The 17,735-nt window shown below is 70.9% G+C and carries 16 protein-coding genes and 1 pseudogene; 11 read left to right on the forward strand and 6 right to left on the reverse strand.

What is annotated here, in order from left to right; genetic code table 11:
- Positions 1 to 36: 36 nt before the first annotated feature.
- Both Mam01_RS19190 and Mam01_RS19195 read left to right on the forward strand, forming a co-directional pair.
- Positions 37 to 381 (forward strand): type II toxin-antitoxin system RelE/ParE family toxin, encoded by a 345-nt coding sequence (locus Mam01_RS19190; RefSeq protein ID WP_204286648.1) that lies wholly within the window; start codon positions 37 to 39, stop codon positions 379 to 381.
- Between the two features lie 5 nt (positions 382 to 386).
- Positions 387 to 686: a helix-turn-helix domain-containing protein gene (locus tag Mam01_RS19195; RefSeq protein ID WP_204286649.1), complete on the forward strand. Its 300-nt coding sequence runs from the start codon at positions 387 to 389 to the stop codon at positions 684 to 686.
- Between the two features lie 196 nt (positions 687 to 882).
- Here the strand turns inward: Mam01_RS19195 and Mam01_RS19200 are convergent, their stop codons facing one another.
- Positions 883 to 1,353: a hypothetical protein gene (locus Mam01_RS19200; RefSeq protein WP_204286650.1), complete on the reverse strand. Its 471-nt coding sequence runs from the start codon at positions 1,351 to 1,353 to the stop codon at positions 883 to 885.
- 80 nt (positions 1,354 to 1,433) lie between these two features.
- Positions 1,434 to 2,021, reverse strand: a complete 588-nt coding sequence (locus tag Mam01_RS19205) for a hypothetical protein (protein WP_204286651.1) — start codon at positions 2,019 to 2,021, stop codon at positions 1,434 to 1,436.
- Between the two features lie 215 nt (positions 2,022 to 2,236).
- Between Mam01_RS19205 and Mam01_RS19210 the strand changes: the two genes are divergently transcribed.
- Both Mam01_RS19210 and treS read left to right on the forward strand, forming a co-directional pair.
- Positions 2,237 to 3,934 carry an asparagine synthetase B family protein gene (locus tag Mam01_RS19210; protein ID WP_204286652.1) on the forward strand — a complete coding sequence of 566 codons (1,698 nt, stop codon included), beginning with the start codon at positions 2,237 to 2,239 and terminating at the stop codon, positions 3,932 to 3,934.
- Between the two features lie 256 nt (positions 3,935 to 4,190).
- Positions 4,191 to 5,933: a maltose alpha-D-glucosyltransferase gene (treS, locus tag Mam01_RS19215; RefSeq protein ID WP_204286653.1), complete on the forward strand. Its 1,743-nt coding sequence runs from the start codon at positions 4,191 to 4,193 to the stop codon at positions 5,931 to 5,933.
- A 9-nt stretch (positions 5,934 to 5,942) separates the two neighbouring features.
- Here the strand turns inward: treS and Mam01_RS19220 are convergent, their stop codons facing one another.
- Genes Mam01_RS19220 through Mam01_RS19230 form a run of 3 tightly spaced genes read right to left on the reverse strand, consistent with a single transcriptional unit; the run spans position 5,943 to position 9,578 of the window.
- Entirely contained in the window at positions 5,943 to 8,210 is a 2,268-nt protein-coding gene (locus tag Mam01_RS19220; RefSeq protein WP_239101431.1) for an FtsX-like permease family protein, read from the reverse strand.
- A gap of 51 nt (positions 8,211 to 8,261) precedes the next feature.
- Positions 8,262 to 9,008 carry an ABC transporter ATP-binding protein gene (locus tag Mam01_RS19225; RefSeq protein WP_204286654.1) on the reverse strand — a complete coding sequence of 249 codons (747 nt, stop codon included), beginning with the start codon at positions 9,006 to 9,008 and terminating at the stop codon, positions 8,262 to 8,264.
- A gap of 54 nt (positions 9,009 to 9,062) precedes the next feature.
- Positions 9,063 to 9,578: a PadR family transcriptional regulator gene (locus Mam01_RS19230; protein ID WP_204286655.1), complete on the reverse strand. Its 516-nt coding sequence runs from the start codon at positions 9,576 to 9,578 to the stop codon at positions 9,063 to 9,065.
- 134 nt (positions 9,579 to 9,712) lie between these two features.
- On the opposite strand from Mam01_RS19230, the gene Mam01_RS19235 reads away from it, so the two are divergent.
- The 7 genes and pseudogenes from Mam01_RS19235 to Mam01_RS19265 all read left to right on the forward strand — a co-directional run.
- Positions 9,713 to 10,975 (forward strand): ABC transporter substrate-binding protein, encoded by a 1,263-nt coding sequence (locus Mam01_RS19235; RefSeq protein ID WP_204286656.1) that lies wholly within the window; start codon positions 9,713 to 9,715, stop codon positions 10,973 to 10,975.
- Positions 10,976 to 10,981: 6 nt separating this feature from the next.
- A complete protein-coding gene (locus Mam01_RS19240) occupies positions 10,982 to 12,322 on the forward strand; it encodes an ABC transporter substrate-binding protein (RefSeq protein WP_150939499.1) in 1,341 nt (446 codons plus the stop codon).
- A gap of 259 nt (positions 12,323 to 12,581) precedes the next feature.
- Positions 12,582 to 13,832: an ABC transporter permease gene (locus Mam01_RS19245; protein WP_204286722.1), complete on the forward strand. Its 1,251-nt coding sequence runs from the start codon at positions 12,582 to 12,584 to the stop codon at positions 13,830 to 13,832.
- Positions 13,829 to 14,728, forward strand: coding sequence for a carbohydrate ABC transporter permease (locus Mam01_RS19250; RefSeq protein WP_150939501.1), 900 nt, complete (start codon positions 13,829 to 13,831; stop codon positions 14,726 to 14,728). The genes Mam01_RS19245 and Mam01_RS19250 overlap by 4 nt, the downstream gene beginning before the upstream one ends.
- Before the next feature lie 188 nt (positions 14,729 to 14,916).
- Positions 14,917 to 15,594: a uracil-DNA glycosylase gene (locus Mam01_RS19255; protein WP_204286657.1), complete on the forward strand. Its 678-nt coding sequence runs from the start codon at positions 14,917 to 14,919 to the stop codon at positions 15,592 to 15,594.
- Positions 15,595 to 15,618: 24 nt separating this feature from the next.
- Positions 15,619 to 15,969 carry a hypothetical protein gene (locus Mam01_RS19260; RefSeq protein WP_204286658.1) on the forward strand — a complete coding sequence of 117 codons (351 nt, stop codon included), beginning with the start codon at positions 15,619 to 15,621 and terminating at the stop codon, positions 15,967 to 15,969.
- Between the two features lie 139 nt (positions 15,970 to 16,108).
- A pseudogene (locus Mam01_RS19265) lies at positions 16,109 to 16,975 on the forward strand (LLM class flavin-dependent oxidoreductase); the annotation flags it as partial.
- An 89-nt stretch (positions 16,976 to 17,064) separates the two neighbouring features.
- On the opposite strand, the gene Mam01_RS19270 reads toward Mam01_RS19265, so the two are convergent.
- Positions 17,065 to 17,607, reverse strand: a complete 543-nt coding sequence (locus tag Mam01_RS19270; protein ID WP_204286660.1) for an MOSC domain-containing protein — start codon at positions 17,605 to 17,607, stop codon at positions 17,065 to 17,067.
- Between the last annotated feature and the right edge of the window lie 128 nt (positions 17,608 to 17,735).

Below are 17,735 nucleotides of genomic sequence, written 5' to 3' on the forward strand. Positions count from 1 at the left end.
AGACACGACGCTTGCCTGCCTTATAACGTCCATGTTATGAAGTGGGGAGAGGTGGAACTGGAACCCGAAGTCGACGAGTGGTTCGACTCCCTCAACCAGGACGACCAGGAGACCGCCGTCTTCTATGTCGATCTCCTGGCCGAGCGGGGCGTGCTTCTCGACGAGCCGTACACCCGGCAGTTGTGCGGCAAGCTGAGAGAACTTCGATTCCATCTCTCCCGAGACGCGGTTCGCGTTACCTACTGGATCGCTCCGGGAAGACGCATCATCCTGCTCACGGTCTTCCGTAAGCAGCGGATGCGGGAGACAGCCGAGATCGAGCGAGCTGTACGGGCCATGCGGCGTTGTATCGCGGAAGCTCACACAGCAGACGAGGAGTGATCGACATGGGTGAGCGCACGGCATGGTCGGACAAGCGCGCAGAGATCATGAATCGCCCCGGTGCCGGAGCCGCCTACGAGGCCGCTCGCCTCCGCTACGAACTCGGCGACGCGGTGCGGCGACGTCGCGAGGAGCTCGGCCTGACACAGACGGAGCTGGCAGATCGGGCAGGACTCAAACAACCTGCGGTCGCCCGCTTCGAGGCCGGTGGCACCATGCCGACCATTCCCCTCTTGGAACGCCTCGCCGAAGCACTCGAAGTACGGCTCAGCGTGCAGTTCCAGCCCTTCCAAAAGGCAAGTTGAACGGCACCGGAAGAGTCGCGTCGTCGGCGTCGAGGTCAGGCGTCCTCGACCGTAAGCGCCGACGACTTCCGTGGCTGGCGTAGTCCTCTACACCGGCACGCAGACCCTCCCCTTCGGTTCTCGCATCCGCGCGGTGCCGGTCAGCGCCCTGTGGCAGATCTGACGGCCGGTCCAAGCCAGGACCTCTCCATGAAGGTCACTTACAGTTCTCGGGGCGCTGGGCGGATCGCTGGAACTGTTCCACGGGAATGACCACGTCCACGACCTGCTCCTTATGGTCGTCGTACTGCTGGACCAGGACCAGGCCGGGCTTGAGCTTGGCCGCGTCACCGACTCCGAAGTCCACAGAGCCGGTCGTGGTGACGGTGTCCCCATTGCCTCCGGCAGCCGTATAGGTGATCGCCGGGTCGAGTTCCAGCGGTCCCTGAGTGGCCTTCCACCCTCCCGAGGGTGCGTCGAGGCGGAAGGCCGCATATCGGCCTTGCGGCTTCGATGCCTCGTAACGAGCGTCGTCCACAGTCTCTCCGGACTCGCGCTTGTGATAGACGACCGCCACGTTCGGCCCGGTTCCGCACCACGCGAGGACCAGGAGGAGGTTCCCCGCCTCGTCGACGCCGATCCCCGCTTTCCCGTCCACCCACGGTGAACAGCCCAGCATGCCCGCCATCAGAACCCCGCTGAGCGCTGCCCTCGCCAGGGTCGTACGCCTGCGAATCCGTCGGCCCAGAACCTCACCTCACCTCATCCTCAGCACAGCACACCCCCGTCTGCCGACCATTCTCCACGGACTGCCGAGACCGTCACGTCATATTCGCTGCCTGCTCTGTTTCCAGCGACATCGGGCGACTTGATGGAGGCGAAAGCCGCACCGCCCGTTATCGCCTTGGTCAGGCACAGACTCTGCCCATCCGATGTCGACGAGCCTTCCCCCACATCGACGGTGCGCCATCCGTCCCGCGAAGAGACCTCCCGATAGAAGGAGAGGACGTCCGCCCCGTCATCGGTCAGAACATAGCTACGCCCGACGTAGACGTACTCATCGTCGCCGTCACAGCCGCTGTACTCGCTCTCCTTCTCCCTGACCCCCTCCGGATGTGTGGAAAGCAGCTGCTCCGCGACCGGCGCCGGAGTCAACCTGCCGGGAGAGGAACAGAAACCTCCCCCACCCTGGATGAACCATCCTCGCGAGAAGCCGAGTCCGAGGACCGCCATGCCCATGGACCCGGCCGCGATGGCCCCGGCGGCAAGAACTTTCACAGGGAAGCGACACCGCCCTTCCGCAAACGCCGGCTCAGTTCTCGACAGTGATTTGCACTTGTTTGCCGTGTCCACCATAGATGCGGCAGCACATTTGGAATAGCACGCTCCGTGATGCGATCGGGTCACGAGCGCGAATCGCCCGCATCTCCGATACTTGCATTTTCGGATTGGCGCATCCGAAATCGTCGGCGCTCTCCCCTGCCGGCGGGCCTGGCGCCGGTGGGATGGGTTCCGGTGCCCCGGGGCCGGGAGGTCCGTAGACTCGGCTGCGGTTCAAGGGAGGGCAAACCGTGCGCAAGGGTGAGTGGCCACGATTCCAGGCCAGGCCGTACGTCTGCGGGGCCGTCGGGCCCTACGAGCAGGCCAGGCTGGACCTGCTGGCACGGTCGGGGCCCGCCGTCCAGGCCGTGCACGCCGCACCCGAGGCCGCGCTGCTCGCCTCCGCCCCCCTGGCGCCGTACGCGTCGGGCCCCGAGGCGACCGCGTACGCCTGGGAGGGCCGGCGGCCGGAGGCCGCGCCGGGCGCGAACGCGTGGCTGCGGGTCGCGGAGACGTACGAGACCCCGGGGCTGGTGGACGGCCCGGAGACGGTGGTCCTGCACACCGGCGGGCTGGGCCTGATCGACGTCTACTACCTCGCGGACGGGGACGCGGTCTACTTCTCCTCGCTCATCGAGCCTCTCCTCGCGCTGGCCCGGCGGCCGTACGAGGTGAACTGGGACGCGTGGGCGGCGATCCTCCGGCTGACCTATCCGCTGCTGGAGGACACGCCGTACCGCCAGATCCGGCGCCTGCCCGGCGCGACCGCGCTGGCCTGGTCGCGGCGGGAGCGCACGCTGCGCGTCGACCGGCGCGCGCCGCGCTGGGTGCGGGAGGAGCCGGTCGACCGCGGTGTGACGGCCGGCGACCTGGTCACCTTGCTGCACGACGCGCTCGCGCCGTACGAGCGGGTGCTGGTGCCGGTGAGCGGCGGGTACGACTCGCGGCTGCTGGCCAGCGTGGCGATGGCCCGGAAGATGGACGTCGAGTCGTGGACCACCAGCCCCGACGACGGCCTGGACCACGACATCGACTTCGCCCGCTACATCACCCGTGAGCTGGGCATCCCCCACCGGATCGTCCCGCAGTTCCCGGAGAGGTATCCCGAGGAGGCGCTGTGGGCGGCCCGCCGCCTGGAGTACCTCACCAGCCACCACGCCTGGTACTCCCCCTTTGCCAGGGAGGTGCACGGGGCGGGCCGGGCGCTGGTGGACGGCCTCGCGGGCGGCCCGCTGATGAAGAACTTCCTGATCACGGCGGACGCCGTCGGCGCGGGGACCGGCGCGTCCCGCCGCGCGGCGCTGCTGAAGGCGCTGGCGACCGGCGACGCCCACATCCCCGTGCTGGGCGAGCAGGCCGCCGCGTGGATGGACGACCGGGTGGGCGCGGCTTTCACCCGGGCGACCTCGATGCTGCACGGCCACCGGGCCGAACTGCCGCTGAGCGTGCTCCACACCCGCACCGTGCGGGGCATCGCCCGCTCCCCCGTCAACCTCGTCGGCCCCGAGGCCACCCCGGTCTTCCCGTTCCTGCACCCGGAGTTCTTCGACGCGGCGCTGTCGGTGCCGGTCGCGGCCAAGGAGGGCGGGAAGTTCTACCGGGAGGTCCTGCGGGCCGCCAACCCCCGGGTGGCCGCGCTGCCGTCCACGAACACGCCGCTGCTGCCGAACCGCCGGGTGCCGCTGCGCTCGAACGGCCCGGCCGCTCGCGAGTGGAACCACCGAATGCTGGTCAAAGCCACGGAAATCCCGGGCCTGATGTCGCCCCAGATGCTGGAGGCGGTCGCCGCCGGGCCGGACGCGCTGACCGCTTTCGGCTCGTGGAACTCGCGGTTCTGGCTGCGGGCGCTGGTGGCGTTCGGAGCGTGGCTCGCCGACTACGAGGACCTGCTCGGCGACCTCACGCCGCCCTGGAGCCTCCGGCCCGCGGCCGCCGTCCCCGCCCCGTGACAACCGTCCCCACCCCGCAATAGGGGCCCGCCCTCGTAGGGGTTACGGCTCCGCACAGTTCGGAAAGACGGGTTGTGATCGCCGTCCGTGATCACCCGTAAGCAGGTAAAAACCGCATGTTAGGGGGGTGTCAGGCTTTCCAGTCAGGTCTAGGCCGATGGTAGTTTTGGCCAACTACAGCCAAACAACACGGCGTGAGCTTAAAAGCTCGGGTGTGACCTGACCACGCGCCCTTCTTTCCTCAAGCGAGAACCTGATGAACGCTGCTGCGCCCTGCCCTGACCCGGTTCCCGGGTCGTCCGGCGATCTCCCGGAGATCACCGACTTCGCCTCGCAGGACCCCCGCTGGTACAAGCGCGCGGTCTTCTACGAGGTGCTCGTACGCGGCTTCAAGGACTCCAACGGCGACGGCACCGGCGACCTGCGCGGACTGACCGAGAAGCTCGACTACCTCTCCTGGCTGGGCGTCGACTGCCTCTGGCTGCTCCCGCTCTACCAGTCCCCGCTCAGGGACGGCGGATACGACATCGCCGACTACCTCAAGCTCCTTCCGGAGTTCGGCGACCTCGGCGACTTCGTGAAGCTGATCGAGGCGGCCCACGAGCGGGGCCTGCGGGTCATCACCGACCTCGTCATGAACCACACCAGCGACCAGCACCCGTGGTTCCAGGCGTCCCGCACCGACCCCGACGGCCCGTACGGCGACTTCTACGTCTGGTCGGACGATCCCACCAAGTACTCCGGCGTCCCGATCGTCTTCGTGGGCACCGAGGAGTCGAACTGGACGTACGACCCGGTGCGCAAGCAGTACTACTGGCACCGGTTCTTCCACCACCAGCCCGACCTGAACTACGACAACCCGGCCGTCCAGGCGGCGATGATGGAGGTCATCCGCTTCTGGCTCGACCTCGGCGTGGACGGGTTCCGGCTGGACGCGGTGCCGTACCTGTTCGAGCGCGAGGGCACCTCCTGCGCCGGACTGCCGGAGACGCACGCCTACCTCAAGAGCATCCGCGCCGAGGTGGACCGGATCTACCCCGACCGGGTGCTGCTGGCCGAGGCCAACGGCTGGCCCGAGGACGTGGTCGAGTACTTCGGCGACCCCACCCGCGGCGGCGACGAGTGCCACATGGCCTTCCACTTCCCGCTGATGCCGCGGATCTTCATGGCCGTACGCCGGCAGAGCCGCGAGCCGATCTCCGAGATCATGTCGCGGACCCCCAAGCTGCCGGAAAGCGCCCAGTGGGGCATCTTCCTCCGCAACCACGACGAGCTGACGCTCGAAACCGTGACGGAGGAGGAGCGCGACTACATGCACGCCGAGTACGCCAAGGACCCGCGCATGCGCGCGTACCTGGGTATCCGGCGGCGCCTGGCCCCCCTGCTGGACAACGACAGGGACCAGATCGAGCTGTTCACCGCGCTGCTGCTCAGCATGCCGGGCTCGCCGGTCATGTACTACGGCGACGAGATCGGCATGGGCGACAACATCTGGCTGGAGGACCGCGACGCGGTCCGCACGCCGATGCAGTGGACCCCCGACCGCAACGCCGGGTTCTCCGAGGCCGACCCCGGACGGCTGTACCTGCCCGTGGTCATGGACCCGGTGTACGGCTACCAGGCGGTCAACGTGGAGGCCCAGATCAAGAGCGAGTCGTCGCTCCTCCACTTCACCCGGCGGATGCTGCAGATCCGGCGTGAGCACCCGATCTTCGGCACCGGCGCCTACACCGAGCTGTGGTCGCCGAACCCGAGTGTGCTGGCCTTCCTGCGGGAGGAGGGCGACGACGTGGTCCTGTGCGTCAACAACCTGTCGCGCTTCGCCCAGCCGGTCGAGCTCGACCTGCGGCGCTTCGCGGGGGTCGTCCCGGTCGAGTGCCGCGGCGGGGTCGCCTTCCCCACGATCGGCGACCTGCCCTACCTGCTCACGCTGCCGGGGTACGGCTTCTACTGGCTGTCGCTGCGCCGGGCCCCCGGCACCGGGATCTTGGAGGCCTGAGCCGTACGCTCAGCGGGCGGTGACGGGCACCCGGGCCCGCGCCGCCCGGCGGGCGGGGATCAGCGCCACCAGCGACGCGGCGCCGATCGCGATCAGGAGGGCGGCGGCGAGCATCCCGGGGGTGGGCGCGCGGCCGATGCCCGCCCCGACGCCGCTGCCACGGCCCTCCAGGTCGATCAGCGCCCGCGACCAGAACGCCCCCGCCGCGGCCCCGGCCACGACCCCCACCGCGGCCGGCAGGCCGGCGGCGGTGACCAGGGTGGCCGTGACCTGGCGGGGGGTGAGGCCCATGGCCTTGAGCACCGCGAGGTCGAGGACGTGGTCGCGTAGGCCGAGGGCGCTGGCCGTGAGCAGGTTGGCCAGCCCGATCAGGGCCAGCACGACGACCAGCGCGACGATGATCACCCGGACGACCGCCAGCCGCTCGGCCGGGTTCACCGCCCGGGTCACCTCCAGCCCCTGCTCCTGCAGCCGGGCCCGCACCTGCGCCGCGTCGGCGCCCGGCCGCAGCACCAGGGCGTAGAACCCGGGTGGCAGCGCGTCCTTGGCCGCCAGGCTGTCCAGCCCGAACGACAACACCTCGCCGTCCTGCTCGGGCTCGATCACCCGGCCCACGATCCGCACGATCAGCGGCGTGCCGCCGATCGTCATCCGGACCCGGTCGCCGACCCGTACGCCGAGCAGGTCGAGCAGTCCCTGGCCGGCCACCGCCTCGCCCCGGTCGGCGAACATGCGGCCCTCCACCACCGGGAAGGGGTACGGGTCGGAGGAGAGGCCGAGGGCGCGGGTCCGCACGGTCCTCGTCTGCCAGGGCACGAGCGCGTCGAGTTCGGCCCCCGGATACGCCGCGACCACGTCGGGGTCGGCCATCACCCGCTGCCGGGCCTCCTCGGCGGTCATGTCGCCCGGCCGGATGCTCAGCGCCGCGGCCTGTCCCACGCTCTCCGGGTGGCGGCCGAAGTCGTCCAGCGTCGCCCAGCAGCCGAGCCCGATCGTGATGAGCATCATCGGCAGGGCCACCCCGCAGGCCGTGAGCGCGGCGGGCGTCCTGCGCGTGAAGGCGTCCCTGGCGCCGAGGACGAGCGCGGGCGGCAGCCGTACGAGCAGGGCGACCCGGGCCAGCCGGGACAGGCGCCCGCGCGGCGGCGCGGCGGGGGCGGCCGGGAGCGGCGGGACGCGCCCGCCGCGCCAGGCCGGGACCAGGACCGCCACCAGCACCGCCAGCGCGGTCCCCGCGACGATCGCCGCGAGGGGCCCGGCCGACAGCGGCACCGCGACCGTCTCCCCCATCGCGTACGCCGTGACCAGCCGGGCGGCGAGCACGCCGAGGGCGATGCCGAGCAGCCCCAGCGTGCCGTGCTCGGCGAGGAGCATCCGGACGACCTGGCCCCGGGTGAACCCGAGCGACTTGAGTGTGGCGATGTCGCGCAGCTGGGTCAGCACCCGGCCGCCGGCCGCATTGGCGAGCGCCAGCGCGGCGGCGACCAGGCCGGCGACGCCGAACAGCGCGAGCAGCAGGCCGAGCAGCCGGTCGTCCAGCTCCATCGAGGCGCGCACCTCGCGCCAGGTCGTCACCCGCTGCACCTGGTTGCGCAGCGTGAAGACGGCCCGCTGGACGACGAGGTCGGTGTCGGCGGGGTCGGCGAGGCGCAGCCCGGTCACGGCCTCCGTACGGCCGGGCGCGGGCTCCACGACGTCGAGGGTCTGGCCGAGCGTCCAGGCCAGGCCGGGGGTCCACTCGGGGTAGAAGCCCTGGTCGCCACTCTCGGCCAGCCCGGCGACGGTCAGCCGGTGGGTCGCGCCGTTCAGGCCGGTGACGGTGAACGGGCTGCCGGGCCGCAGGCCGAGGGCGCGGGCGAACGACCGCTCGACGACCACGCCGTCCGGGGCGCGCGGGTCGAGCCAGCGTCCCTCGCGCGGCAGCGGGCGCGCCACGGAGGTGAAGGCGGCCGGCGTCTCCCGCAGGGTGATCGGCACGCGCCGGCCGCCGGTGGCGAGCGTGGCGGGCGCGCTGCGGTACGGCCCGGCCACGTCGGTCACACCGGGCAGGCCGCGCAGGGCCGACACGTCGGGGACGTCCTTGCTGTGGATCCAGATGTGCGCGCCGTGGCCGCGCTCGAACAGGCCCCGCCAGGGGTTGGTGCCGCCCTCCAGCAGCGTGGCCGCGACGATCAGTGCGGTGACGATGCCCGCGACCGCGAGCACCGTGAGGCCCGCCTGGCCCCGGCGGGCCCGCAGGTCCGCGCGGATCCAGCGCAGCTCCGCGCTCCTCGGCACGGTCAGGTCACCCCCTCGCGGTCGTCTCGTGGCTGCCGAAGCGCATCCGGTTCAGCTCCGGAGTTCGACGACGTCCCCGGCCCCGCCGGCGGGCCGGCGGCGCACGCGGGGGATGGCGCCGTCGTCGACGATCTGGCCGTCGAGCAGGCTGACGACGCGGTCGGCCATGCTCGCGACGCGGGCGTCGTGGGTGACCAGCACGATCGTCTGCCCCTGGCGGTGCACCCGGCCGAGCAGGCGCAGCACGTCACGGGTGTTGCGGCTGTCGAGGTTGCCGGTGGGCTCGTCGGCGAGCAGCAGCCGGGGCTGGTTGGCGAGCGCGCGGGCCAGCGCCACCCGCTGCTGCTCGCCCCCGCTGAGCTGCGCGGGCGCGGCGTCCGCCCGGTCGGCCAGGCCCAGCTCGCCGAGGAGGTACTCGCGCCGCTCGCGGGCGTGCCGGGGCGAGGCGCCGCCGAGCAGCGCGGGAAGCTCGACATTGTCGGCCACGGTCATGTTGCCCACGAGGTTGAAGAACTGGAACACGAACCCGATCTGCTCCCGGCGCAGGACCGCCCAGCCGCTCTCCGACAGCGTGTCGGCCCGCCTGCCCTCCAGCCAGATCTCACCGCTCGACCGCGTGTCCAGGCCGCCGATCATGTGGACCAGGGTGGACTTGCCCGACCCGGACGGCCCGGTGATCGCGACGAACTCCCCCGCCTCGACCGTCAGGTCGACCCCGCGTACGGCCGGCACGGGCAGCCCGCCGGTCTGATAGATCTTGACCAGGTTGACCACCCGGACGACGGGTGTGTCCGACATACCGCTCACCCTAACCGCGTCGCGCCGCCGCCTCGCCCGCGTGCCGCCGCGGGGTCACTGCAGCTCCTCCTGGCAGCGCTCCAGCCAGTCGAGGTCGGCCTGCAGGTGGAGCATCGCGCCCTCGATGAGCAGGAGGGACGCGCGGTTGGCCGGATCGGTCCGCTCGGCCGCCTCGGCCAGCTCACCCAGGTCTCTCATGAGCGAAAGGTAGTGCCGGCGCTGCCGGTTCACCAGGGCCATGCGGTCGGCCAGGCCGGTCAGCGGGGCGAGCACGAGCTTCATGAAGAACTCGTCGCGGACCCGGGGACCCTCGGTGGGCTCGTCCACCCAGGTCTCCAGCGCCTCCCGCCCGGCCGCGGTGATGTAGTAGACCTTCTTGTTCGGCCGGTTGGCCTGCTCCACGTCGACCGCGCGGACGTACCCGTCCTTCTCCAGCCGGCCCAGCGTCACGTAGATCTGGCCGATGTTGGGCGAGGGATAGGCGATGCCGAAAATCGACTCAAGAGCCTGTTTGAGCTCGTAACCATGGGCAGGTTCCTTCGCCAGGAGCGCCAGCAGCGCCTGCCGCACGCGCCCACCCCCAGACCGTCGGAGCAGTTACCGGAGCGTTACCCGCCCATCCGTTGACGGTCACATTATCGCTATGCATAACATGCATGCACCTACCTAACACGTATGTAACCGGTTTTTCACGCGGAGGCCATATGGTTCGCCGAGCCGTCGCCGTCCTGGCCGCCTTCCTGGTGGCCGGATGCGCGGGGCTCACGGACACCGGCGCCGGCCCCACGACCGGCACCGGGGGCACCGGGCCGATCACGCTCGCGATCGGCCGGGACACCACCGCCTACCTCCGCCCGTTGCTGGACCGGTGGAACCAGGGCCACCCGGACGAGCGGGTCACGCTGCTCGAACTGCCCGAGGCGTCCGACGAGCAGCGCGCCCAGATGGTGGCGAACCTGCAGGCCCGCAACGACGTGTACGACGTGCTCGCGCTCGACGTGATGTGGACGGCCGAGTTCGCCGACGCCGGGTGGATCGTGCCGCTCGACCGCAGCCTGTTCCCCCTCGACAAGCTGCTCGGGGGGGTCGCGGACACCGCGATCTACCGCGACCGGCTGTGGGCGGCGCCGTACACGAGCAACGCCGGGTTGCTCTACTACCGGTCCGACATCCTGAAGAAGGAGCACCTCAAGCCGCCCAGAACCTGGGCGGAACTGCGCGACCAGGCCAGGCGCCTGGGCGCGAAGTATCACATCGGGGGATACGCCGGGCAGTTCCTGCCGTACGAGGGACTGACCGTCAACTTCGCCGAGGCCGTGCAGTCGGCGGGCGGGTCCATCCTCAGCCCGGACGCCCGCACGGTCACGATGGACCTCGGCAGCGCGCGGGCCGCGCTCGGCTTCCTCGTCGGCGGCGTCACGGAGGGGTGGATCCCCCGCGAGGCGCTGACGTACAAGGAAGAGGAGTCGCGGCTCGCCTTCCAGGAGGGGCGGCTGCTGTTCGCCCGCAACTGGCCCCACGCGTACGGCCCGGCCACGCACTCCCGGCTCGCCGGGAAGTTCGCGGTCACCCGGCTGCCCGGCCTGGACGGGCCCGGGTCCAGCTCGCTCGGCGGCTACAACCTCGCCGTCAGCGCCTTCTCCAAGCGGCAGAAGTCGGCCCTCGACTTCATCCGCTACTTCACCGGCCGGGACAACGAACGGCTCGTCCTCACCGAGGGGTCGTTCCCCCCGGTCTGGGCGGATCTGTACGACGACCCGGAGCTCATCAGGCGGTTCCCCTACCTGCCCGTGCTCAAGGAGGCCATCCTCTCGGCACGGCCGAGGCCGGTCACCGCCGACTACAACCAGGTCAGCCTGGTCATCTCCAGCGCCGTGTCCGGCGCGCTCGCACTCGCCAAACCCGTAGACGAGACCGTCGCCGACCTGAAACAGGGGCTCGGCGAGGTCATCCAGCCCGGAGGATAGATAGATATGCGGAAACTTCCCCCCATCATGGTCGCGTGCCTCGCTCTCGCCGCCGCCGCCGCGTGTGGCAGCGACTCCGGCGGCGACACCGGCTCCGGCAACGCCCCGGCCGCCTCGGGCAGCGCGCCGGCCGCCGGGGGCGCCAAGCCCCTGGAGGGAGAGAAGATCGAGATCGCCGCGAAGTGGACCGGCGACGAGCAGGCCAACTTCGAGAAGGTGCTGAAGGCGTTCGAGGAGAAGACCGGCGCCACCGTCACCTACGCCTCCACCGGTGAGGACACCGGCGCCTACCTCGGCCCCCGCATCGAGGGCGGCAACCCTCCGGACGTCGCGATCCTGCCCCAGCCCGGCCTCGTGCAGCAGTACGCCGACGAGAACGCGCTGAAGCCGCTGAGCCCCGAGGTGCAGGCGCAGATCGACCAGAACTACACGCCGTACTGGAAGGATCTCGGCTCGGCCAAGGGCCAGGTCTACGGCGTGCTCGTCAAGGCGGCGCACAAGTCGCTCATCTGGTACCGCCAGGGCGCCTTCGACGACGCCGGGGCGCAGCCCGCGTCCACCTGGGACGACCTGATCAAGAACGCCCAGACGCTGAGCGACTCCGGCGTCGCGCCGTTCGCCCTGTGCGGGGCCTCCGGCTGGACGCTCACCGACCTGTTCGAGAACGTCTACCTCTCGTCCGCCGGCCCGGAGAACTACGACAAGCTGGCCAAGCACGAGATCCCGTGGACCGACGCCTCGGTCAAGACGGCCCTGGAGAAGATGGCGCAGATCTTCGGCAAGAAGGAGTTCATGCTCGGCGGCTCGTCCGGCGCACTGCAGACCGACTTCCCGACCTGCGTCACCCAGGTGTACGGCCAGAAGAAGGCCGCGATGGTCATCGAGGCCGACTTCGTCGCCGCCTCCGTCGGGCAGTCGGGCGCGAAGGTCGGCGAGGACGCCAAGATCATGCCGTTCCCCAAGGCGGGCGACACCGCCCCCGTCGTGCTCGGCGGCGACGTCGGCGTGGCGATGAAGGACACCAAGGGCGCGATGGCGCTGCTGGAGTTCCTGGCCAGCAAGGAGGGCGGCGAGGTCTGGGCCAAGCAGCCCGGTTACCTCTCCCCCAACCGTAACGTCTCCCCCGACAACTACCCCGACGACCTCACCAAGCAGCTCGCCCAGACGATCATCTCGGCCGGTGAGTCGGTGCGGTACGACATGTCCGACCTCGCCCCCAGCGCCTTCGGCGGCACCGACGGCAAGGGCGAGTGGAAGGACCTGCAGGACTTCCTCCGCAACCCCTCCGACGTGAAGGGTGCGCAGGAGAAGCTCGAGGCCGACGCCGCCAAGGCCTTCAAGAAGTAGAGGGGGGACGGCCGTGACCGAACGGTTGGACGGCCCGCAGGCCGCCGGCGGCGACGACTCCGCCGCCGGGGCCTCCTCCGGACCGCACGACACCCCCGCGGAGCCCACCCAGGGCTCCGTCGACCCGGCCCCGGCGGAGCCGCCCGCGGGCCCCGCGGCGGCGGGCTTCCCGACCCCCGCCCCGCCCGGCGCCGTCGCCACGGCGGGCACGGCGACGTCCCCGCCCGCGCGGCTGGGGCCGTCGCCGAAGCTGGCGGTGATGTTCCTGCTGCCCGCGGTGCTGCTGCTCGCCGCGTGGATGATCTATCCGCTGGTCTACTCGATCTGGCGCAGCCTGTTCGACGCGACCGGCGGCACCTTCGTCGGGCTGCGCAACTACATCTCGATCTTCACCGACTCCGGGACGCTCACCACGATCAGGAACAACATCATCTGGGTCGTGGTGGCCCCCGTCATCGTCACGGTGCTCGGCCTGATCTTCGCGGTGCTCACCGAGCGCATCCGGTGGTCGACGGCGTTCAAGCTCGTGCTGTTCATGCCGATGGCCGTCTCCCTGCTCGCGGCGGGCGTCATCTTCCGCCTCGTCTACGAGCAGGACCCGGACAAGGGCGTCGCCAACGCCATCATCACCACCGTCCACGACGCGTTCTCCTCCAGCGCCGGCTATCCCGGCGCCCGGCCCCGGGACAACGACCAGGCCCCGGCGGTCGCGAAGGGCGGCGCGGTGGTGACCCGGCAGCCCGCGCAGGCGGGGACACCGGTGCTGATCCCACTCGTCGGCCTGAACCAGGACGCGGTCAAGGACGCCGCGCCCGCCAAGGCCGCCACCGGCGGGGACGGCCTGAGCGGCACCGTGTGGCTCGACGTCGTGCGCGGCGGCGGGGGCACGCTCAACCAGGTCGACCCGCAGGAGAAGGGCCTCGCCGGCGTGACGGTCGAGGCGGTCTCCGGCGGGGTGGTCAAGGCGACGACCGAGACGGCCGCCGACGGCACGTTCCGCTTCGCCGGCCTGCCCGCCGGGTCCTACGACGTACGGCTGCCGCAGTCGAACTTCGCCGCGCCCTTCAACGGCATCACCTGGCTGGGGCCGTCGCTGATCACTCCCGCGATCATCGGCGCGTACATCTGGGTGTGGGCCGGTTTCGCGATGGTGCTCATCGCCGCGGGCCTCTCGGCGATCCCGCGCGACGCCCTGGAGGCGGCCCGCATCGACGGCGCGACCGAGTGGCAGGTGTTCCGCAGGATCACCGTCCCCCTGCTCGCGCCGGTCCTACTGGTCGTCTTCGTGACGATGATCATCAACGTGCTGAAGGTCTTCGACCTGGTGTTCATCATCGCTCCCGGCTCGGTGCAGCCACAGGCCAACGTGATCGCGCTGGAGATGTGGCGCGTCTCGTTCGGCGGCGGCGGCAACCAGGGCATGGGAAGCGCGCTGTCGATCTTCCTGCTCCTGCTGGTGGTGCCCTTCATGATCTTCAACATCCGCCGGTTCAGGAGGGACGAGCGATGACGACCGTGGCCGAGCCGGCCATCGAGCCGAACCCCGCCTCCGCGATCCGCCGGGGAGCGGTGTCCCGGATCGCCGACCGCCTGGGCGGCGGCCTGGTCCAGGTCTTCCTGATCCTGATCGCGTTGTTCTGGCTGCTCCCGACCCTGGGCCTGCTCGTCGTGTCGCTGCGCGGCGAGACCGACAACAACTCGTCGGGCTGGTGGACGCTGTTCACCAAGCCGGCGCAGCTCACCTTCGAGAACTACTCGAACCTGCTCGCGTCGGGCTTCGGCGCGTCGTTCTGGAACACCGTGCTGATCACGGTGCCCGCGACCCTGCTGGTGATCGGCATCGCCGCCATGGCGGCGTACGCGTTCGCCTGGATCGAGTTCCCCGGCAGGGACACGGTCTTCCTCGTGGTCATCGCCCTGCTGGTCGTCCCCGTGCAGATCGCGCTGATCCCCATCGCCAAGTTGTACGGCCTCCTGGGGATCTTCGGCTCGATCCTCGGGGTCGTGCTGTTCCACGTGGCGTTCGGCCTGCCGTTCGCCATCTTCCTGCTGCGCAACTTCTTCGCGGGCATCCCGCGCGAACTGCTTGAGGCGGCGCGGATGGACGGCGCGCCGGAGTGGCGGATCTTCGTCACTGTGGTGTTCCCGCTGGCCAAGCCCGCGATCGCGTCGCTCGGCATCTTCCAGTTCCTGTGGGTGTGGAACGACCTGCTCGTCGCGCTGGTGTTCGCCGACACCGACAACCAGCCGATGACGAAGGCACTGCAATCCCAGATGCGGCAGTTCGGCACGAACGTGGACATCCTCGCGCCGGGCGCGTTCCTGTCGCTCCTCGTCCCGCTGGTGCTGTTCTTCGCCTTCCAGCGGTACTTCGTGCAAGGCATGCTCGCGGGTTCGGTCAAATAGGGCCGGCCGGAGGCCCCCTCGGGGGCCTCCGGAACCTCCGCATCAGGTCGGCATACCGGGGAAACGTCCCATCTGTGGCAGGCTGTACGAGAAGAACGTCGGATGCCCGCTTCACGGGGGTAGGCGGGCATCCGATCTTTCCGCCGCCGGGCCGTACGGGGCCGGAAAAGCCGATAGAGTCCGCGGACATGTCAGGACGTCCGTTGCAGGAACTCGTGGAAACCGGATGGGCCGAGGCTCTCGCACCCGTGGCCGGGCGCATCGCCGCCATGGGCGACTTCCTCAGGCAGGAGATCGCGGAGGGCAGGCAGTATCTCCCGGCGGGGGACAACGTCCTCCGCGCCTTCCGGCAGCCGCTGAGCGAGGTCCGGGTGCTGATCGTCGGCCAGGACCCCTACCCCACCCCCGGCCACCCCGTCGGCCTGAGCTTCTCCGTGGCCCCGGACGTGCGGCCGCTGCCGGGCAGCCTGGTCAACATCTACAAGGAGTACACGGCCGACCTCGGCCATCCCCTGCCGTCGAACGGCGACCTCACCCCGTGGACCGAGCAGGGCGTGCTCCTGCTCAACAGGGTGCTGACCGTGATGCCGGGCAAGCCCGCCAGCCACCGGGGCAAGGGCTGGGAAGAGGTGACCGAGCGGGCCATCACCGCCCTGGTCGAGCGCGGCGGCCCACTCGTCGCGATCCTGTGGGGCCGGGACGCCCGCAACCTGCGCCCCATGCTCGGGCAGGTGCCGTGCGTCGAGTCGGCCCACCCGAGCCCGCTGTCGGCCCGCAGCGGCTTCTTCGGCTCCCGCCCGTTCAGCCGGGCCAACGCCCTTCTGGAGCAGCAGGGCGGAACTCCGGTGGACTGGAAGCTGCCGTGACGGCCCACCGATAGGATCACCACCATGAGCGATGGAACGGACACCGGTCGCTATCTGCGGCTCACCGTCGACCTGGTGGTCGAGGTCCTCGACGTGGACGCGCTGCAGGCGGCGGCGCTCGCCGAGATCCGCGACCCCCAGGCCGAACTGGACGACGCCGAGCGGCAGGAGCAGATCGAACTGGTCAACTCCGACGAGACGGGCGCGGCGGCCCTGCAGTGGCTGATCGAGCCCGACCACGTGCTCGGCCTGGTCGAGCACGTCACCGAGGTCGAACCGCGGGAGGCGATGCTCGGGGTCGAGCCGTCGGACGGCATGCTGGAAGACGAGGACGACCACGACCACGATCACGACCACGACGAGCACGGCCACTGACCGGCGGAACGAGCTTGCCCGGCGGACCGCGCAGGTCGTAAAGTCGGGCCACTCTGAACCGGGCACTCCCCCAGAAGTACGCCGCAGAACGGGGAGCGTATCGCGAAGGCCCTGAGGGGGCGGCACGTTCTGTCCGCATGCCCTCTCGGAGGCAACTGTGTTGAACGTGGGTCTCGGCCTGCCCGTCACCGATCCCGAATCCCTGCTCGACTGGGCCCGGCGCGCCGACGCCGGTCCCTTCACCACCCTCGGCCTGCTGGACCGTCTGGTCTACGGCAATCCCGAACCGCTGGTCGCCCTCGCCGTGCTCGCCGGCGCCACCTCACGCGTCCGGGTGCAGACCGAGGTGCTCCTCGCGCCGCTGCGCGAGACCGCCCTGCTCGCCAAGCAGGCCGCGACCCTCGACCGCCTCTCCGGCGGACGTCTGGTCCTCGGGCTGGGCGTCGGCGGCCGCGAGGACGACCACCACGCCGCGGGCACCGACATCCGCACGCGGGGCCGCCGTCTCGACGCGCAGATGGCGGTCCTGCGCCGTGTCTGGGCCGGCGAGCCGTACGGGGAGGGGGCCGGTCCCATCGGCCCGGCGCCCGCCCGTCCGGGCGGCCCGGAGGTCCTCTTCGGCGGATTCAAGCCCGCCGCGCTCCGGCGGGTCGCCCGATGGGGTGACGGCTTCCTCTGCGCCGCCGCGCCCTCCTGGGCCGGTCCGCTGTTCGACACCGTCCGTACGGCGTGGCGGGAGCACGGGCGGGACGGCGCCCCGCGCATGGTCGCCCAGGTCAACGCCGCGCTCGGGCCCGAGGACGTGATCGAGGAGGCGCGCCGGGCCATGGCCGCCTACTACCGGTTCACGGAGGCCGCGGACCACATGGTCGCCGGGATGCGCACCACCCCGGCCGAGATCCGCGAGGCGATCGCGCGGTTCGAGGACCTCGGCGCCGACGAGGTCATGCTGTACTGCCACGGGCGCGACCCGGACCAGGTCGGCCGCTTCGCCGACATCCTCTGAACAGCCCTCCGCCGCTTTGTGGTGAGGCCCGGCGGCCGGGCGTGAGCCCGCAGGGTGCCGGGCCGGCCGGACGCGATCCTTGAAGGGCGTCAGACCGGCTGCAGGGGGTGGTGGGGCCCGGCGGGCAACTCGACGCGGATCGGGTCGCCCGGCCGGACCTCGCCGCCCGTCACGACCACGCCCATGATCCCCGCCTTGCGCACCAGGTTGCCGTCCTCGTCCCGGCCCAGCACGGCCTTCATCAGCCCGTCCTGGAGGCCGTTGAGCTGACCGCAGGGGTTGCGCAGGCCGGTCACCTCCACGACGGCCGACTCGCCGAGGTGCAGCCGCGTCCCGGTGGGCAGCCCGAGCAGGTCGACGCCCCTGGTCGTGACGTTCTCCCCCATGTCCCCCGCCCGTACGGCGAAGCCCGCGTCACGCAACTCGTCGTGCAGTTCGGCGGGGACCAGATGCACCTGGCGGAGGTTGGGCCGGCTCGGATCGCGGGCGACCCGCGACCGATGTTTGACCGTCGCCCCAGAGTGGGCGTCCCCCTCCACTCCCAGGCCGGGCAGCAGCCTGACCAACTCCAGGGGCGCCTTGCTGAAGGTGTGGGTCGCGCTCCGGCTCACCGCCGTGACACTGCCGGCCATCTCCGTTCCTCCTCCGCTCACCCGAGCATGCTCGCATCCGGGTGCGAGCCCGGAAAGGCCGCCGCTCCTCCCCCGTGCCCGTTCGCCGGTAGGCACCGGTCGTCCCGGGCGGGAGGTCGGGAGCCGGC

It is taken from the genome of Microbispora amethystogenes, assembly GCF_016863015.1.
In the GTDB taxonomy this organism is placed as follows: domain Bacteria; phylum Actinomycetota; class Actinomycetes; order Streptosporangiales; family Streptosporangiaceae; genus Microbispora; species Microbispora amethystogenes.

Excerpts from the sequence above, each read along its gene's own strand:
- Mam01_RS19190 (WP_204286648.1), top strand. The coding sequence starts at position 37 with ATGAAGTGGGGAGAGGTGGAACTGGAACCCGAAGTCGACGAGTGGTTC.
- Mam01_RS19195 (WP_204286649.1), top strand. The coding sequence starts at position 387 with ATGGGTGAGCGCACGGCATGGTCGGACAAGCGCGCAGAGATCATGAAT.
- Mam01_RS19200 (WP_204286650.1), bottom strand. The coding sequence starts at position 1,353 with ATGGCGGGCATGCTGGGCTGTTCACCGTGGGTGGACGGGAAAGCGGGG.
- Mam01_RS19205 (WP_204286651.1), bottom strand. The coding sequence starts at position 2,021 with ATGGTGGACACGGCAAACAAGTGCAAATCACTGTCGAGAACTGAGCCG.
- treS (WP_204286653.1), top strand. The coding sequence starts at position 4,191 with ATGAACGCTGCTGCGCCCTGCCCTGACCCGGTTCCCGGGTCGTCCGGC.
- Mam01_RS19225 (WP_204286654.1), bottom strand. The coding sequence starts at position 9,008 with ATGTCGGACACACCCGTCGTCCGGGTGGTCAACCTGGTCAAGATCTAT.
- Mam01_RS19235 (WP_204286656.1), top strand. The coding sequence starts at position 9,713 with ATGGTTCGCCGAGCCGTCGCCGTCCTGGCCGCCTTCCTGGTGGCCGGA.
- Mam01_RS19240 (WP_150939499.1), top strand. The coding sequence starts at position 10,982 with ATGCGGAAACTTCCCCCCATCATGGTCGCGTGCCTCGCTCTCGCCGCC.
- Mam01_RS19245 (WP_204286722.1), top strand. The coding sequence starts at position 12,582 with ATGTTCCTGCTGCCCGCGGTGCTGCTGCTCGCCGCGTGGATGATCTAT.
- Mam01_RS19250 (WP_150939501.1), top strand. The coding sequence starts at position 13,829 with ATGACGACCGTGGCCGAGCCGGCCATCGAGCCGAACCCCGCCTCCGCG.
- Mam01_RS19255 (WP_204286657.1), top strand. The coding sequence starts at position 14,917 with ATGTCAGGACGTCCGTTGCAGGAACTCGTGGAAACCGGATGGGCCGAG.
- Mam01_RS19260 (WP_204286658.1), top strand. The coding sequence starts at position 15,619 with ATGAGCGATGGAACGGACACCGGTCGCTATCTGCGGCTCACCGTCGAC.
- Mam01_RS19270 (WP_204286660.1), bottom strand. The coding sequence starts at position 17,607 with ATGGCCGGCAGTGTCACGGCGGTGAGCCGGAGCGCGACCCACACCTTC.